Origin of the sequence: Variovorax sp. OK212 (assembly GCF_900112425.1) — a bacterium.
Taxonomy (GTDB): Bacteria; Pseudomonadota; Gammaproteobacteria; order Burkholderiales; family Burkholderiaceae_C; genus Variovorax.
Genome location: NZ_FOLP01000003.1, coordinates 222,087 through 238,545 on the forward strand (window position 1 = coordinate 222,087; position 16,459 = coordinate 238,545).

Sequence of the window (16,459 nt, forward strand, 5' to 3'; positions counted from 1 at the left end):
GAATGTTTGTTTGTTGAACCACAGCGAGAAATGAAGGCCCGCGAATGAAGGTACTGGTAATTGGGGGAGGGGGCCGTGAACACGCTCTGGCATGGCGTCTGGCGCAGGCCACCCGGGTGAGCCGCGTGTACGTGGCGCCCGGCAACGGCGGCACCGCCAGCGACGAACGCTACGACTGCATCGACATCACCGAGCCCGCTGCGCTGCGCGAGTGGGCCATCAAGGAAAAGATCGCGCTGACCGTGGTCGGCCCCGAAGGCCCGTTGGCCGCCGGCGTGGTGGACGAGTTCCGCGCGCACGGCCTGCGCATCTTCGGCCCGACGCAGGCCGCCGCCCAGCTCGAGAGCTCCAAGGCGTTCTCCAAGGCGTTCATGAAGCGCCACAAGATCCCGACGGCCGAATACGAAGCCTTCACCGACGCGGCCGCCGCGCATGCGTACATCGACGCCAAGGGCGCGCCCATCGTGGTCAAGGCCGACGGCCTGGCCGCCGGCAAGGGCGTGGTGGTGGCCATGACCGCGCAGGAAGCGCACGAGGCGGTCGACTTCATGCTGGTCGACAACAAGTTCGGCGTGTCGCACAACGAAGGCGGCGCGCGCGTCGTCATCGAAGAGTTCCTGCAGGGCGAGGAAGCCAGCTTCATCGTGCTGTGCGACGGCAAGAACGTCACCGCGCTGGCCACCAGCCAGGACCACAAGCGCCTGCTCGACAACGACGAAGGCCCCAACACCGGCGGCATGGGCGCGTATTCGCCCGCGCCGGTGGTCACGGCCGAGGTGCATGCCCGCGCGATGCGCGAGATCATCCTGCCGACCATCCGCGGCATGGAAAAGGACGGCATTCCGTTCACCGGCTTCCTGTACGCCGGCTTGATGATCGACGCCACCGGCCACCCCAAGACGCTCGAGTTCAACTGCCGCATGGGCGACCCCGAGACGCAGCCGATCATGATGCGCCTGAAGTCCGACCTGTTCGAAGTGTTCTGGCACGCCACCGACGGCACGCTCGACCAGGTCGATCTGCAATGGGACCGCCGCGTGGCGCTGGGCGTGGTCATGGCCGCGCACGGCTACCCGCTGTCGCCGCGCAAGGGCGACCGCATCACCGGCATTCCGGCCGAGGTGGCCGACGCCGTGGTGTTCCACGCGGGCACCACGCTGGAAAACGGCGAGCTCAAGACCAGCGGCGGCCGCGTGCTCTGCGTGACCGTGCTGGCCGACAGCGTGAAGCAGGCGCAGCAGCGCGCCTATGAGGTCGCGGCGCGCGTCGACTTCGACGGCGCCCAGTACCGCAAGGACATCGGGTTCCGCGCCCTGCACGCGCGCAACACGCCCCACGCCTGATGCAGTCCACCCATCCGGCGGCGGTCGGCGAGTACCTGCGCGGACTGCAGCAGTCGATCATCGCGGCGGTCGAGAAGGCCGATGGCGGCTGCTGCGTGCGCGATGCCTGGGAGAAGGCGCCCGGCGAGCCGCTGCAAGGCAGCGGCCTGACCTGCATCCTCGAAGGCGGTGAGCTGTTCGAGCGCGCGGGTTGCGGGTTTTCGCAAGTGCGCGGCCCCAGCCTGCCGCCTTCTGCCACGCAGAACCGGCCCGAGCTGGCGGGCGCGCCCTTCGAGGCGATGGGCGTGTCACTGGTGTTCCATCCGCGCAACCCCTACGTGCCGATCGTGCACATGAACGTGCGCATGCTCGCGGCGTTGCCGAAGGACGGTTCAGGTGGCTCAGGCGGCGAGCCCGTGTGCTGGTTCGGCGGCGGCATGGACCTCACGCCTTGCTACGGCTTCGCCGAAGACGCGGTGCACTTCCACGCCACGTGCCGCGACGCGCTCGCGGCCTTCGGCGACGACAAGTACCCGCGCTTCAAGACATGGTGCGACGAGTATTTCTTCCTGAAGCACCGCAATGAGCAGCGCGGCATCGGCGGCATCTTTTTCGATGACTTTTCCGAAGGTGGCCTGGAGAACGGCTTCGACATGATCCGCTCGGTGGGCGACGGCTTCCTGCCGGCGTACCTGCCGATCGTCGAGCGCCGCCGCGCCACGCCATACACCGAGCGCGAGCGCAGCTTCCAGCTCTACCGGCGCGGCCGGTACGTGGAGTTCAACCTCGTGTGGGACCGCGGCACGCACTTCGGGCTGCAGTCGGGCGGGCGCACCGAGTCGATCCTGCTCTCGATGCCGCCGCTGGCCAGCTGGGCCTACCAGCAGCAACCCGAGCCGGGCAGCCCCGAAGCCGCGCTGTACAGCGACTTCATCGTGCGACGCGACTGGCTGTGAACCCTCCCGGCAAGGCCACGCGCCGCATCGGCGTTTTCGGCGGCGCATTCGACCCGCCGCACATCGCCCATGTGGCGCTTGCCGAGGCCGCGCTGGCGCAGCTCCACCTCGACGAGCTGCACGTGATTCCCACCGGGCAGGCCTGGCACAAGAGCCGCACGCTCACGCCGAAGCAAGACCGCCTCGCGATGACGCGGCTGGCCTTTGCCAACCTGCAGGGCACCGTGGTCGTCGACAGCCGCGAAGTGTTGCGCGACGGCCCCACCTACACGCTGGACACCCTGCACGAACTGCGGCAGGAACAGCCCGGCGCACAGCTGTTGCTGATCATGGGCGCCGACCAGGCCAGCGCGCTGCCGACCTGGCACGGCTGGCAGGATATACTAGCCATTGCTATCGTTTCTGTAGCGTATCGCGCACTATCGACGGGCGACACTGCTCGTTTTGATCCGAAAATGCTGCCCGGCCTCCCGGCTGGCGCTCATTTCGAGGCGCTCGAATTGCCTCCTATGGACACCAGCGCCACCGAAATCCGGCGGCGCGCGGCGCTTGGCGTGGACATTTCCTCGCTGGTTCCGCCCGCGGTTGCACGCTATATTGACCAACACCACCTCTACCGCTCTGCCTGATGACCACTGAAGCCGCCGCCAAGAAAGACACCCAGAAACTCCAGCGAGCCATCATCGATGGTCTCGAAGACGTCAAGGCGCAGGACATCCAGGTATTCGACACAGAACATCTGTCGCCGCTGTTCGAGCGCGTGATCGTGGCGTCGGGCACCTCCAACCGCCAGACCAAGGCGCTGGCCGCCAGCGTGCGCGACGCGGTGCGCGAAGCCGGTTTCGGCAAGCCGCGCATCGAGGGCGAGGACAACGGCGAGTGGATCATCGTGGACTGCGGCGCGGCCGTGGCGCACATCATGCAGCCCGCCATCCGCCAGTACTACCACCTCGAGGAGATCTGGGGCGACAAGCCGGTGCGCGCCAAGCTCGGCAGCGCCAAGCCCGCGATGTCGACCAGCTCGTCGGTGAAGGACGAGCCCGAAGGCAAGAAGAAGCCCGCGGCCAAGGAACCGACGCTGCGCCGCTCGAGCGCCGCCAAGACCGCGATCCGCGCGGCCGAGCAGGAAGCCAAGGCCGCGAAGGCGCCGGCCCGCAAGCCGGCATCCAAGACGGCTGCAAAGACCGCCGCCAAGAAGGCACCGGCCCGCAAGACGGGAACCACGGCGCGCGTGCCGGTCAAGGTTGTGGGCAAGCCCGCCGCCAAGAAGACCGCCGCGAAGACCGTGGCCGCCAAGAAGGCGCCTGCCAAGAAGGCACCCGCCCGCCGCGCATGAAGCTGCTGGTGGTCGCCGTCGGGCAGCGCATGCCCGATTGGGCACAGACCGCCTGGGACGACTACGCCAAGCGCTTTCCGCCCGAGCTCAAGCTCGAGCTGCGCGCGGTCAAGACCGAGCCGCGCGGCTCCAAGACACTCGAAACGCTGTATGCCGCCGAGCGCGAGCGCATCGAAGGCGCGATTGCGCGCGGCATGCGCATCGTCGCGCTCGACGAGCGTGGCACCGCGCTGACCACCAAGGCGCTGGCCGCACGGCTGCAAACCTGGCAAGGCGAGGGCGATGACGTCGCCCTGGTCATCGGTGGGCCCGACGGGCTCGACCCGGCCTTCAAGGCCGCCGCGCACGAACGCATCCGCCTGTCCGACCTGACATTGCCGCACGCCATGGCGCGCGTGCTGCTGGTCGAGCAGCTGTACCGTGCGTGGTCGGTGAACGCAGGTCACCCTTACCACCGCGAATGACGAGCGCCGACGGGCAGGCCGCGCGGCTCGGGCAGAGGGGCTACGCGCTCCTGCCGGGCCTGCTGCCGTCCGGCCTGCTGGACGAGGTGGCGCAGGCGCTCGACGATCGGCTCGGGTCTTCCGCGGGCAGCCGCAACCTGCTGGCCCAGCCGCAGTGCATTGCAATCGCTGAACTGCTGCAGACGAAGCTCGCCGCCATGGCGCTGCTCGACGCCTCTTCCGTGGCCGTGCAATGCACGCTCTTCGACAAGACGCCCGCGCGCAACTGGCTGGTCGCGCTCCACCAGGACACCTCGATTCCCGCATCGGGCGACGGCATGCCGGTCGTCGTCAAGGAAGGCGAGCCGTACCTGCAGCCGCCGGACGAGGTGCTGCAGTCGCTGCTTGCCGTGCGCGTGCACCTGGACGACTGCGGCGACGACGCGGGCCCGCTGCGCGTCGTTCCCGGCAGCCATCGCGCAGGCCGCCTCGGCGAAGCCGCTGCACAAGCCCTGCGCGCCGAACACGGCGAAGCGGTCTGCACCGCGGCGCGCGGCGATGCCTTGCTGATGCGCCCGCTGCTGCTGCATGCGTCTTCCAGGGCGCGGTCGCCGCAGCGGCGACGCGTCCTTCACTTTCTTTTCGGACCCGCGCGCCTGCCGCACGGACTGGTCTGGAACCGCACCGTGGCCGGCATGCAGCCGGCCCACCAGGAGAACTGAACCTTGCCGGACTTCATCTACCTCGCCTCGCAAAGCCCGCGCCGCGCCCAACTGCTCGGCCAGCTCGGCATTCGCCATGCGCTGCTGCTGGCCGACGCGAGCGAAGACGCCGAGGCGCTCGAGGCGGTGCTGCCCCACGAGGCTCCGGCCACCTACGTGCAGCGCGTCACCGCGCTCAAGCTCGATGCCGCCGTGGCCCGGCTGCAGCGCCGCGGCCTCGCCGAGGCGCCGGTGCTGTGCGCCGACACCACGGTCGCGCTCGGCCGCACCATCCTCGGCAAGCCCGAAGACGAGAAAGACGCCGCGCGCATGCTGCGGATGCTGTCGGGCGCCACGCACCGCGTGCTGACGGCCGTGGCGCTGCAGCACGGCACGCAGCGCCATGCGGCGCTCAGCGTGTCGCGCGTGCGCTTCGCGGAAATGACCGATGCGCAGATCGCGCGCTATGCCGAAGGCGGCGAGCCGCTCGGCAAGGCCGGCGCGTATGCCGTGCAGGGCGCGGCGGCCGCGTTCATCGAGCACATCAGCGGGTCCTATTCGGGCATCATGGGACTTCCGATGTTCGAGACCGCAGAGCTGCTTCGAAGCGCCGGTTTCAATACCTGAGAATTCCATGCAAGACATCCTGATCAACTGGTCTCCGCAGGAGACCCGCGTGGCGCTGGTCGAGCACGGCGCGGTGCAAGAGCTCCACGTCGAACGCACGCTCGAGCGCGGGCTGGTCGGCAACATCTACCTGGGCAAGGTGTCGCGCGTGCTGCCGGGCATGCAGTCGGCCTTCATCGACATCGGCTTGGAGCGCACCGCTTTCCTGCACGTGGCCGACATCGTCGCGCCGTTCACGCCGGGCTCGCGGCCCAGCGCGCCGGCACCCGAGCGCGACCACCGCAACGGCGGCCCGATGGTGCCGATCGAGAAGCAGGTCTTCGAAGGCCAGTCGCTGCTGGTGCAGGTCATCAAGGACCCCATCGGCACCAAGGGGGCGCGCCTGTCGACGCAGATCAGCATCGCCGGGCGGCTGCTGGTGTTCCTGCCGCAGGACAACCACATCGGCGTGTCGCAGAAGATCCCGTCGGATCAGCGCGAGTCGCTGCGCACCCGCATGCTGGCGCTGATCGAGGCGGCCGCGGCGGCCGACAGCGGCGGCGTGGTGCCGGCCAACACTGGCGGCTTCATCCTGCGCACCAACGGCGAAGACTCCACCGACGCCGAGCTGGCCGAAGACATCGCCTACCTGCGCAAGACCTGGTCGCGCATCCGCGAAGCCTCCATGCGCATGCCCGCGATGTCGCTGCTGCACCAGGACCTGAGCCTGCTGCAGCGCGTGCTGCGCGACATGACCGTCGAGGACACCCAGACCATCCGCATCGATTCGCGCGAGCAGTTCGAGGTGCTGCTGAAGTTCGGCCTCGAGTTCATGCCCAAGGCGGCCGGCAAGCTGCAGCACTACAAGGGCGAGCGGCCGATCTTCGACCTGTACTCGGTCGATGAGGAAATCGCCAAGGCGCTGGGCCGGCGCGTCGAACTCAAGTCGGGCGGCTACCTCGTGGTCGACCAGACCGAGGCGCTGACCACGGTCGACGTGAACACCGGCGGCTTCGTCGGCGCGCGCAACTTCGACGACACCATCTTCAAGACCAACCTCGAGGCCGCGCAGGCCATCGCGCGGCAACTGCGGCTGCGCAACCTGGGCGGGATCATCATCGTCGACTTCATCGACATGGGCCGCGACGACCACCGCGAGCAGGTGCTGGGGGAGTTTCGCAAGCAGTTGTCGCGCGACAGGGTGAAGACCACCGCGGGCGGCTTCTCGCAGCTCGGCCTGGTCGAGATGACGCGCAAGCGCACGCGCGAATCGCTGGCCCACATGCTGTGCGAGCCCTGCGTGGCCTGCGGCGGGCAGGGCATCGTGAAGACCGCGCGCAGCGTGGCCTACGACGTGATGCGCGAGATCCTGCGCGAGGCGCGGCAGTTCACGCCGCGCGAGTTCCGCATCGTGTCGTCGCCGCAGGTGATCGAGCTGTTCCTCGACGAGGAAAGCCAGCACCTGGCGGGGCTCAGCGACTTCATCGGGAAGCCGATTTCGCTGCAGTCCGAGCCCGCGATCGGGCAGGGGCAGTACGACATCGTGCTGCTGTAGGGCCTCAGAAGGCTCAGAGCGTCGGATCCTGCCCCGGCGTGGCGCTGCGCACCGCCAGCGTCTGCAGCCGCGCATACAGCCCGTCCAGCGCCATCAGCTGCGCGTGGCTGCCTTGCTCCGCGATGCGGCCGCGTTCCATCACGATGATGCGGTCGGCGTGCTGGATGGTCGACAGGCGGTGGGCGACGATCAGCGTGGTGCGGTTCTGCATCAGGCGCTGCAGGGCGTCCTGCACCAGCCGCTCCGATTCGGTGTCGAGCGCCGAGGTGGCTTCGTCGAGCAGCAGCACGGGCGCGTTCTTGTAGAGCGCGCGGGCAATCGCCAGGCGTTGGCGCTGGCCGCCCGAGAGTTGCGTGGCGTTGTGGCCCAGCACCGTGTCGATGCCCTGCGGCAGGCTTTCGACGTGCGAGCTCAGGTTGGCCGCAGCGATGCATTGCAGCACGCGCTCGCGATCGATCTCGTCGCCCAGCGACACATTGGCCGCCAGCGAGTCGTTGAGCATGACCACGTCCTGGCTCACCATGGCGAACTGGCTGCGCAGGTTCTTGAGCTGCCATTCGCGCGTGTCGTGCCCGTCGAGCAGCACCTGGCCGCCACTGGGCTGCACGAAGCGCGGCAGCAGGTTGACCAGCGTGGTCTTGCCCGAGCCCGAGGGGCCGACGAAGGCCACCACCTGGCCGGGTTCGATGGTCAAGTTCACGCCGTCGAGCGCGCGCTGTTCGTCTTCGCCGCGGTAGCTGACCTGCACGTCGCGCAGCTCGATGCGGCCTTCGGCGTGTTCGACCTGGAACGTGCCTTGCGACTCCGGCGCCACGTCGTCGATCAGGATCAGCCCGCGCTCCAGTGCGGCAAGGCCGCGCGTGATGGGGCCGGCCACTTCGGCGAGCCGGCGGATCGGGGCGATCAGCATCAGCATGGCCGTGATGTAGGCAACGAAGCCGCCCACCGTGAAGCCCTGCTTGCCGCTTTGCCACAGCGCGATCATCACCACCACCGACAGCGCGAGCGAGGCCATCATCTGCGTGAGGGGCGTGGTCGCGGCCTGGGCGATGGTCGATTTCACGGCCAGGCGGTTGAGGCGCTGGCTCAGCTGTTCGAAGCGCCGGCCTTGCGCCTCTTCCGCGCCGTGCAGCCGCACCACGCGGTGCGCGAGCACGTTTTCCTCGACCACGTAGGCCAGCTCGTCGGTGGCCTGCTGGCCCTGCTGCGTGAGGCGGTACAGCCGCTTGGAGAACACCTTCATGATCCAGGAGATGCTGGGCACCAGGAAGGCGACGATCAGGGTGAGCTTCCAGTTCAGGTAGACCAGGTAGCCCAGCAGCGCGATCAGCGTGAAGCCGTCGCGCGAAAGACCGAGCAGCGCCTGCACCAGCAGCATCGCGCCGGTCTGCACTTCGTAGACCACGGTGTTCGACAGGGTGCTCGCCGACTGCCGCGCGAACAGCGCGAGCTCGGCGCCGAGCAGCCGCTCGAACAGCACGCGCCGCAGTTTCTGCATGCCTTCGTTGGCGATGCGTGACAGGGCGTATTGAGAAATGAACTGGGCGATGCCGCGCACCGCGAACAGCAGCAGCACGGCGGCGGGCACGAACCACAGCGGCATTTCGCCGCGCGTGAAGCCGCGGTCGAGCAGCGGTTTCAGCAGGGCGGCCATCAGCGGCTCGGTGATGGCCGCGAGCATGGCCCCGCTCAAGCCGAGGGCCCACCATTGGCGCGAGCCGCCAAACCAGGTCATGAGTCGCGCCATACGGCGCATCAGGGGAGGGCGAGGGGTCTCGGCACCGGGGGAAGCTTGCATGGCGGCGGATTCTACGGGGGGCCCTTTTTGCGGCCGTCCGCAGGCTCTTTGCGGGCGCCTCGCAGCGGTTCTGTAGGACCGCACCGCTGGAAACACCTTTTGTGACGGCGCCTCCAAACCAGTGTGTAACATGTGGCCCGTCAAGCCGGGGAGAACTTTTTGCCCGGAAACCTCTCCGAACCGCATGAACAAGCCGTTGCCAACTCCAATTCCAACTCCTTCTTCATCGCTATTTGCACGCCGCAGTCTCATTGCGGCCCTCGCTGCAACTCCCATGATTCCTGCACTGGCCCAGTTCCGGGTCGAAGTGTCGGGCGTCGGGCTGACGCAGTTGCCAATCGCGCTCGTTCCCTTCAAGGGACAGGAAAGCTCGCCGCAGAAGATCTCGGACATCGTCCAGGCCGACCTCGAACGCAGCGGCCAGTTCCGCGGCGTCGATGCCTCGGGCCAGGCGCTGGACGAGGCTTCGCGCCCCGACCTGTCGCTGTGGCGCCAACGCACAGCCGACTCGCTCGTGGTGGGCAGCGTCAGCAAGCTGGCCGATGGCCGCTTCGACGTGCGTTTCCGTCTATGGGACGTAGTGAAGGGACAAGACCTCGGTGGCCAGAGCTACACCGTGCCGCAGGGTGACCTGCGGCTGGCGTCGCACCGCATCGCCGACTACGTGTACGAAAAGCTGACCGGTGAAAAGGGCATCTTCTCGACGCGCATCGCCTACGTCACCAAGGGTGGCAGCCGCTACTCGCTGTGGGTGGCCGACGCCGACGGCGAGAACGCGCAGGCCGCGCTCGCCAGCCCCGAACCCATCATCTCGCCGTGCTGGTCGTCCAACGGCCAGCAGCTGGCGTACGTGTCGTTCGAGTCGCGCAAGCCGGTCGTGTACGTGCACAACGTGGCCAGCGGCCAGCGCCGCCTGATCGCGAACTTCAAGGGCTCCAACAGCGCCCCGGCCTGGGCACCCGACGGCAACTCGCTGGCCGTGACGCTCAGCCGCGACGGCGGCTCGCAGCTCTTCACCATTCCGTCGAGCGGCGGCGAACCGCGCCGCCTGACGCAAAGCTCCAGCATCGACACCGAACCGGTCTACTCGGCCGACGGCGGCACCATCTACTTCGTGAGCGATCGCGGCGGCGCGCCGCAGATCTACAAGATGGGCGCCGGCGGCGGCAACCCGACGCGGGTGACCTTCAGCGGCACCTACAACATCTCTCCGTCTGTCAGCGGCGATGGCCGGTGGTTGGCCTACATCTCCCGGGTGGGGGGTGCCTTCAAACTCCACGTGATGGAGTTGGCGACCGGAACCGTCAATGCCATCACCGACACGACCGCCGACGAAAGTCCGAGTTTTGCGCCGAACAGCAAGTTGATCGTCTACGCCACCCACCTGCAAGGCCGCGAGGCGCTGATGACCACCACGCTCGATGGGAAAATCAAGGCCCGGCTGGCAGGACAGGCGGGAGACATAAGAGAACCGGACTGGGGTCCGTTTCAGAAGCAATGACCAAGGTTTATTTGAGGAGTTCGAAAATGTTGAAACGCACGATTTATTCGCTGGCCATCGTGGCCCTGATTGCCGGTTGCTCGTCGGGCACCAAGCTCAACGACACGCCGGTCACCGACCGTTCCGGCAGCGCCGGTGGCCAGCAAGGCCAGAGTTCCGTGGCGCCTGTCATCACCGACGAGGCCGCCGGTACCGCACAAGGTCCGGTGAATGTGGCTCGCATCATCTACTTCGACTACGACAGCTACACGGTCAAGCCCGAGTTCCAGTCGGCCATCGACGGTCATGCGCGTTTCCTCAAGGCCAACCCGCAACGCCGCATCTCGATCGAAGGTCACACCGACGAACGCGGCGGCCGCGAGTACAACCTGGCACTGGGCCAGAAGCGCTCGGAAGCCGTGCGTCGTGCACTCACCCTGCTGGGCGTGAACGACAACCAGATCGAAGCCGTGAGCTTCGGCAAGGAAAAGCCTGCCGTCACGGGCTCGGGTGAAGAAGTGTGGGCGCAAAACCGCCGCGCCGAAATCACGTACCGCCGGTGATGCCACGCGCTGTGTTGCGAGGCGCGGCGCTGGCTGCCGCCTTGCTTTGCGCCTCGGTAGGGTCGCAGGCTGCGCTGTTCGAGGATGACGAAGCCCGCAAGGCCATCCTCGACCTGCGCCAGCGCGTCGAGGCCATGCGCCAGCAGACCGACCAGCGGCTGACCGACGAGAACGGCCAGTTGCGCCGTAGCCTGCTCGACCTGCAAAACCAGATCGAGCAGATGCGGGGCGACCTGGCGCGCATGACCGGCCAGAACGAGCAGCTCACGCGCACGCTGAGCGACATGCAGTCGCGCCAGACCACCATCGACGACAAGCTCAAGCAGAGCGAGCCCTCGAAGGTGTCGGTGGACGGGCGCGAGTTCAATGCCGATCCCAAGGAAAAGGCCGACTTCGACGCCGCCCTCGGTGTGTTCCGCTCGGGCCAGTTCGCGCAGGCGCAGACCGCGTTCGCCGAATTCGTCAAGCGCAACCCGCAAAGCGGCTACAACCCGTCGGCGTTGTTCTGGCTCGGCAATGCGCAGTACGCCACGCGCAACTACAACGAGGCCATCGCGAACTTCCGCTCCATGCTCTCGCTCGCGCCCGACCATGCCAAGGCCCCCGAGGCTGTGCTGTCGATCGCGAACTGCCAGATCGAGCTGAAGGACACGCGCGCCGCGCGCCGCACGCTGGAAGACCTGACCAAGGCCTACCCGCAGTCGGAAGCCGCACAGGCCGGCCGCGAGCGTCTCTCGCGCCTGCGCTGATGCCGGCGGAGCTTTCCGCTTGAGCGCGATCATCACCGACGCTTTCACTCCTCCTGCCGCCGCGGATGTCCTCACCGACACCGCGGCGCCTGATTTTGCGCGCCGCTTCGGCGGGCTCGAGCGGCTGTACGGCGTGCCGGGTGCCGCGCGCATTCGCCACGCGCACGTGCTGGTCGTCGGCATCGGCGGCGTGGGCTCGTGGGCTGTAGAGGCGCTGGCGCGCAGCGGGGTGGGGCGGCTGACCATGATCGATCTCGACCACGTGTCGGAGTCGAACATCAACCGCCAGATCCACGCGCTCGAGGCGACCGTGGGCCAGGCCAAGGTCGAAGCCATGCGCGAGCGCATTGCGCAGATCAATCCCGAATGCAAGGTGCAGGCGATCGACGATTTCGTCGAGCCCGGCAATTGGACGTCGCTGCTCGACGCGGCGCAGGCCGCGAACGGGCCGGCAACGGCCGTCATCGACGCCTGCGACCAGGTCAAGGCCAAGGTGGCCATGGCGGCCTGGGCACGTGCGTCGCATGCATCGCGCACGGCGTTCATCACCGTGGGTGCGGCGGGCGGAAAGCGCCAGGCGCACAAGGTCGACATCGACGACCTGTCGCTGGTCACGCACGACCCGCTGCTGGCACAGCTGCGCCAGCGCCTGCGCAAGGAACACGGTGCGCCGCGCGAGGGCCGCAAGATCGGCGTGGCCTGCGTGTTCAGCCGCGAAAGCGTGGCACCGCCGGACGCGTCGTGCGCCATCGAAGGCGACGGTTCGCTCAACTGCCACGGCTATGGATCGGTGGTCAGCGTGACCGCTACTTTCGGTCAATGTGCGGCTGGTTGGGTTTTGGACAAAATAGCGTCCAACCTCGCGCTATAATCTTTGGCTTTGCCGGATTCAACATCGGCAAGAAGCAAAAAAAATGGTTCCGGGACGTTAGCTCAGTTGGTAGAGCAGCGGACTTTTAATCCGTTGGTCACTGGTTCGAATCCAGTACGTCCTACCAGAACCTCCCTTGCGGGAAATCCAGAAGCCAGCTGTCGATGCGATAGCTGGTTTTTTTTTGGGGAAAGATGAATCCCCGCCCGGCACGCCATCTGTTGGACGAACTCGAGTGTCATCTGCACAGTGAATACCGCTCCTGCCTTCCTTGCGTCCCACTACAACCTGTGGGTGGTCGCCGCTTCGCTGCTCCTCGCAACGCTTGCTTCCTACGTGGCGCTCGACCTGTCGCGCCGCGTGCGGCATGCCAGCGGGCGGCCGCACCTGCTGTGGTGGGCCATCGGGTCGTTCGCGATGGGCACGGGCATCTGGTCGATGCACTTCGTGGGCATGCTGGGCTTCTCGCTGCCGATCGCGCTCGGCTTCTCGGGCTCGACGACGCTGACCTCCTGGGTGGCCGGTGTCACGGCCTCCGGCATCGCGCTGTGGGTGGCCGGCGAGGCGGACTACAGCCTGCGGCGCATCGCCATCGCTTCCGTGGCCATGGCGGTCGGCATCTGCGGCATGCACTACATCGGCATGGCCGCGCTCGACATGTCGCCGCCCATCGTCTGGCACCTGCCGACGGTGGGGCTGTCGCTGCTGATCGGCCTGGTGGCCTCCGCGGCGGCGTTGCTGATCTTCAAGTTCCTCGGTGACATCCACAACACCCACCGCGTGGCCTTCCAGCTGCTGGCCGCGCTGGTCATGGGCATTGCGATCTGCGGCATGCACTACACGGGCATGGCGGCGGCGAACTTTCCGGCCGATTCGGTGTGCCGCAGCGCCAACGCGCTCTACGGCGCCGACCTCACCGCGATCGTCGTGCTGGCGTCGGGCGTGCTGCTGCTGGGCACGCTCTTCACCTCGATCCTGGAGTCGCGCCTGCAGCTGGTGGCCAAGCGGCTGTCGAGCTCGCTCGAAGAGGCCAACGCCGAGCTCACGCAGGCCAACCGCGAGCTGCAGAAGCGCGCGTTCACCGATGCGCTGACCGGGCTGCCCAACCGCGTGCTGTTCGAAGACCGCCTGCGGCACGCGCTGCTGCGCATGGAGCGGGCCAACCAGCTCCAGGTGGAAGAGCGCATTGCCGTGCTCTTCGTCGACCTCGACGGCTTCAAGCCGATCAACGATTCCTTCGGTCACGCAGCGGGCGACCAGATCCTGCGTGCCGCCGCGCATCGGCTGAGCCAGACGACGCGAAACAGCGACACGGTCGCGCGCATCGGCGGCGACGAATTCCTGCTGCTGCTCGAAGGCGTGCGCGACCGCGCCGAATGCGCGCAGGCCGCCAACCGCGTGCTGCGCACGCTCACCGAGCCTTTCAATGTGGCGGGCAAGCAGATCCAGATCGCATGCTCCATCGGCATCGTGCTGCATCCGGAGGAGGGCGAGCCCGGCAAGCTCGTGGCCAACGCCGATGCCGCCATGTACGAGGCCAAGCGCGCGGGCGGCGGCAACTACGTGATGTTCGAGTCGCACATGGGTGCCGACGCGGCCAAGCAGCTGCAGCTGCAAAGCGACCTGCGCCGGGCCGTGGAGCTCAAGCAGTTCGAGCTTTATTACCAGCCGAAGATCAACGTCGCGGGCGGCGGCCTGAGCGGCGTGGAAGCACTGGTGCGCTGGAACCACCCGCAGCACGGCCTGGTCGGTCCCGCCGAGTTCATCGGGCTGGCCGAGCGCTTCGGCCTCATCGTGCGCCTGGGCGACTGGATCCTCGACGAAGCCTGCCGGCAGATCGCGCAGTGGCGCGCGCAAGGCACGTGGATGTGCGTGGCCGTGAACCTGTCGGTCATGCAGCTGCGCGAGATCGACTTCGTGGCGCGCGTCGAGCAGGCGCTCGCCAGGCACGACGTGCCGGCGTCCTTGCTGCTGTGCGAGATCACCGAATCGGTGGCCATGGAAGACATCAAGGCGACGCAGCGCACCTTCGAAGGGTTGGCGCGGGTCGGCGTGTTCCTGTCGATCGACGACTTCGGCACCGGCTATTCCAGCCTGAGCCATCTGCGCAAGCTGCCGGCGCGGCAGGTGAAGATCGATCGCAGCTTCGTGCAGGACCTCGAGTCCAAGGAAGATGCGCGTGCCGTGGTGGACGCGGTCATCCGCCTGGCCCATGCGCTGGGGCTGAGCGTGGTGGCCGAGGGCGTGGAGAACGAGGCGCAGCGCGACATCCTGCTGGAAATGGGATGCGACGAACTGCAGGGCTTTCTGTTCTCGCACCCGCTGCCGGCAGGGGACCTGCTGGCGTGGTTCGCGAAGCGCGAAGCGCGAAGCTGATGAAGCCGATGAAGCCGATGAAGCCGATGAAGCCGGCGGGGCCGGCGAGCCCGTGAGCAACTGAGCAACCAGCAATTGGGCGCCGCGCGCCGGCCTCAGGCCGGCCACCAGTACCTTTGCGCATAGACCACCGTCATCACCACGCCCGACACGATGACGAAGCCGCGCACGAACGCCGGCGACAGCACGCGAATCAGCCGGCCGCCCGCATAACCTCCGGCCAGTGCGCCCGTGAGCATGACCAGCGTCTCGCGCCATTCGACGACGCCCCTGGCAATGAAGATCGCCATGGCCGCGGCGCTGACGCAGGTGGCCAGCAAATTCTTCAGCACCTTCACGGCGCGGATGTCGTTGGGTTCGGTGATGGCCAGCACCGCTGTGAGGATCACGCCCAGCCCCGCACCGAAGAAGCCGCCGTACACCGAGGCCGCCGCGAGCACGAGCGCGCCGCGCGTGGCCCTCGGTTTCGCACCGGCCGGCGCACGGCGCTGCGCCCAGGCCTGGATGCGCGGCGCGAACGCGAAGAGCAGGGTGGCGAAGGCGATCAGCGCCGGCACCGGCAGCACGAAGAGCCGGGCCGGCAAGACCAGCAGCAAGGCCGCGCCGATCGCGCCGCCGGCCAGTGCCGCCGCCGAAAGCAGCAGCAGCCGCGCGTCGGCGGCGGGCAGCTTCTGCCGGTCGGCGCAGGCCGCGATGAAGTGGCCCGGAAAGATCGCCACCGCGTTGGACGCGTTGGCAATCACGGGCGGCAGGCCGGCCGCCAGCATCGCGGGAAAGGTGATCAGGGTCGCGCCGCCCGCCACCGCGTTGACGATGCCGCCCAGAAAGCCCGCGCCCACCAGCAACGCGCCGATCCATCCATCCATGCAGAACGCTCCAGAGTCCGTGTCGATGGCGCAGGACTCTAGGGTGCTTGCCCGGCGGCGTCTGGAACGAATGTGATCAGCGTCTCCAGTGCCTCCAGCGCCTTCAGCGCCGTTCGCGCCTTCAGCGCATCTGCTGGCGGTAGCGCGCGGGCGTGGTGCCGAAGGTGCGCCGGAACAGCCGCCCGAAGTGGCTCTGGTCCGCAAAGCCCGACGCCGCGGCGATCTCCGCGATGGGTTCGCTGCCGCGCAGTTGCCGCCTCGCTTCGTTCAGCCGGCGCAGGGTGCGGTAGTCGCGCGGCGGCAGGCCCATGGCGCGGGTGAAGGCGCGGCTGAACGCTTCACGCGTCATGCCTTGGCGGCGCGCGACGTCGGCCACACGGGCGTCCGGCGCCACGGCGGCGGCGAGCGCGCTGCCTTGCGCATGCGAATCGGGCCGGGCCATCGGAACGGCATGCTCCACCGCCTCCATCAGCCGGTCGATTCGCAGCGGGCCCACGGCATTCCAGCCCTCCGGAAGCGCCAGCACGGCCGCATGGCGCGGCTGGCACGCGGTCTGCCGCAGGTAGACGTTCACGCAGCGGTTGTCCGCCTCGCCCACCGTCACGCTGGCATGCGGGCACCCGGCGGGTATCACGACCAGCTGCCCGGCCGCGGCGCGCAGCACGCGGCCCTCGACCTCGAATGCACGCGCGCCCGAGATGACCAGCGTGAGCTGCAGCTCGTCATGAAAATGCGCGTGCAGCCCGGGCGCGGGGAGGCCGCTCCAGTGAGCGACCTCGATTTGCGAGTCCGGCGACAGGCGCGCGTACGACCACGAGGCGCCGGTATCGCGCACCG

Annotated in this window: 16 protein-coding genes and 1 tRNA gene; 14 read left to right on the forward strand and 3 right to left on the reverse strand. The window is 67.9% G+C overall.

Going from position 1 to position 16,459, the window contains the following annotated elements; genetic code table 11:
* The first annotated feature begins 44 nt into the window (after positions 1-44).
* Genes purD through rng form a run of 8 tightly spaced genes read left to right on the forward strand, consistent with a single transcriptional unit; the run spans position 45 to position 6,919 of the window.
* Positions 45-1,343 (forward strand): phosphoribosylamine--glycine ligase, encoded by a 1,299-nt coding sequence (purD, locus tag BM004_RS11530; RefSeq protein WP_093122384.1) that lies wholly within the window; start codon positions 45-47, stop codon positions 1,341-1,343.
* Positions 1,343-2,278: an oxygen-dependent coproporphyrinogen oxidase gene (gene hemF, locus BM004_RS11535; protein ID WP_093213345.1), complete on the forward strand. Its 936-nt coding sequence runs from the start codon at positions 1,343-1,345 to the stop codon at positions 2,276-2,278. The genes purD and hemF overlap by 1 nt, the downstream gene beginning before the upstream one ends.
* Positions 2,275-2,907 carry a nicotinate (nicotinamide) nucleotide adenylyltransferase gene (gene nadD / locus BM004_RS11540; RefSeq protein ID WP_093213347.1) on the forward strand — a complete coding sequence of 211 codons (633 nt, stop codon included), beginning with the start codon at positions 2,275-2,277 and terminating at the stop codon, positions 2,905-2,907. Before hemF ends, nadD begins: the two co-directional genes overlap by 4 nt.
* Positions 2,907-3,614, forward strand: coding sequence for a ribosome silencing factor (rsfS, locus tag BM004_RS11545; RefSeq protein WP_093213349.1), 708 nt, complete (start codon positions 2,907-2,909; stop codon positions 3,612-3,614). The genes nadD and rsfS overlap by 1 nt, the downstream gene beginning before the upstream one ends.
* Positions 3,611-4,078: a 23S rRNA (pseudouridine(1915)-N(3))-methyltransferase RlmH gene (gene rlmH, locus BM004_RS11550; protein WP_093122373.1), complete on the forward strand. Its 468-nt coding sequence runs from the start codon at positions 3,611-3,613 to the stop codon at positions 4,076-4,078. Before rsfS ends, rlmH begins: the two co-directional genes overlap by 4 nt.
* Positions 4,075-4,779 (forward strand): phytanoyl-CoA dioxygenase family protein, encoded by a 705-nt coding sequence (locus BM004_RS11555; RefSeq protein WP_093213351.1) that lies wholly within the window; start codon positions 4,075-4,077, stop codon positions 4,777-4,779. The genes rlmH and BM004_RS11555 overlap by 4 nt, the downstream gene beginning before the upstream one ends.
* A gap of 3 nt (positions 4,780-4,782) precedes the next feature.
* A complete protein-coding gene (locus tag BM004_RS11560; RefSeq protein ID WP_093213353.1) occupies positions 4,783-5,385 on the forward strand; it encodes a Maf family protein in 603 nt (200 codons plus the stop codon).
* 7 nt (positions 5,386-5,392) lie between these two features.
* Positions 5,393-6,919 (forward strand): ribonuclease G, encoded by a 1,527-nt coding sequence (rng, locus tag BM004_RS11565; protein ID WP_093122364.1) that lies wholly within the window; start codon positions 5,393-5,395, stop codon positions 6,917-6,919.
* A 13-nt stretch (positions 6,920-6,932) separates the two neighbouring features.
* On the opposite strand, the gene msbA is transcribed toward rng, so the two are convergent.
* Positions 6,933-8,717 carry a lipid A export permease/ATP-binding protein MsbA gene (gene msbA / locus BM004_RS11570; RefSeq protein WP_093122362.1) on the reverse strand — a complete coding sequence of 595 codons (1,785 nt, stop codon included), beginning with the start codon at positions 8,715-8,717 and terminating at the stop codon, positions 6,933-6,935.
* A gap of 274 nt (positions 8,718-8,991) precedes the next feature.
* Here msbA and tolB point away from each other — a divergent pair, with 274 nt between their 5' ends.
* The 6 genes from tolB to BM004_RS11600 all read left to right on the forward strand — a co-directional run bounded on the left by tolB (position 8,992) and on the right by BM004_RS11600 (position 14,756).
* Entirely contained in the window at positions 8,992-10,218 is a 1,227-nt protein-coding gene (tolB, locus tag BM004_RS11575) for a Tol-Pal system beta propeller repeat protein TolB (RefSeq protein WP_218152685.1), read from the forward strand.
* A 26-nt stretch (positions 10,219-10,244) separates the two neighbouring features.
* Complete coding sequence (gene pal, locus BM004_RS11580; protein ID WP_093122357.1) at positions 10,245-10,760, forward strand: peptidoglycan-associated lipoprotein Pal; 516 nt, start codon at positions 10,245-10,247, stop codon at positions 10,758-10,760.
* Positions 10,760-11,509 (forward strand): tol-pal system protein YbgF, encoded by a 750-nt coding sequence (ybgF, locus tag BM004_RS11585; RefSeq protein WP_093122354.1) that lies wholly within the window; start codon positions 10,760-10,762, stop codon positions 11,507-11,509. Before pal ends, ybgF begins: the two co-directional genes overlap by 1 nt.
* A gap of 31 nt (positions 11,510-11,540) precedes the next feature.
* The gene (locus tag BM004_RS11590; protein ID WP_371269456.1) at positions 11,541-12,380 is read left to right on the forward strand and encodes a tRNA threonylcarbamoyladenosine dehydratase; all 840 of its coding nucleotides are present in this window, start codon (positions 11,541-11,543) and stop codon (positions 12,378-12,380) included.
* A gap of 51 nt (positions 12,381-12,431) precedes the next feature.
* A tRNA-Lys gene (locus BM004_RS11595) sits at positions 12,432-12,507 on the forward strand.
* Between the two features lie 122 nt (positions 12,508-12,629).
* Positions 12,630-14,756, forward strand: coding sequence for a putative bifunctional diguanylate cyclase/phosphodiesterase (locus BM004_RS11600; protein ID WP_093213355.1), 2,127 nt, complete (start codon positions 12,630-12,632; stop codon positions 14,754-14,756).
* Positions 14,757-14,851: 95 nt separating this feature from the next.
* Here the strand turns inward: BM004_RS11600 and BM004_RS11605 are convergent, their stop codons facing one another.
* Complete coding sequence (locus BM004_RS11605) at positions 14,852-15,622, reverse strand: sulfite exporter TauE/SafE family protein (RefSeq protein ID WP_093213357.1); 771 nt, start codon at positions 15,620-15,622, stop codon at positions 14,852-14,854.
* Positions 15,623-15,743: 121 nt separating this feature from the next.
* Positions 15,744-16,457: a helix-turn-helix domain-containing protein gene (locus tag BM004_RS42415; protein WP_093213359.1), complete on the reverse strand. Its 714-nt coding sequence runs from the start codon at positions 16,455-16,457 to the stop codon at positions 15,744-15,746.
* Positions 16,458-16,459: the final 2 nt, after the last annotated feature.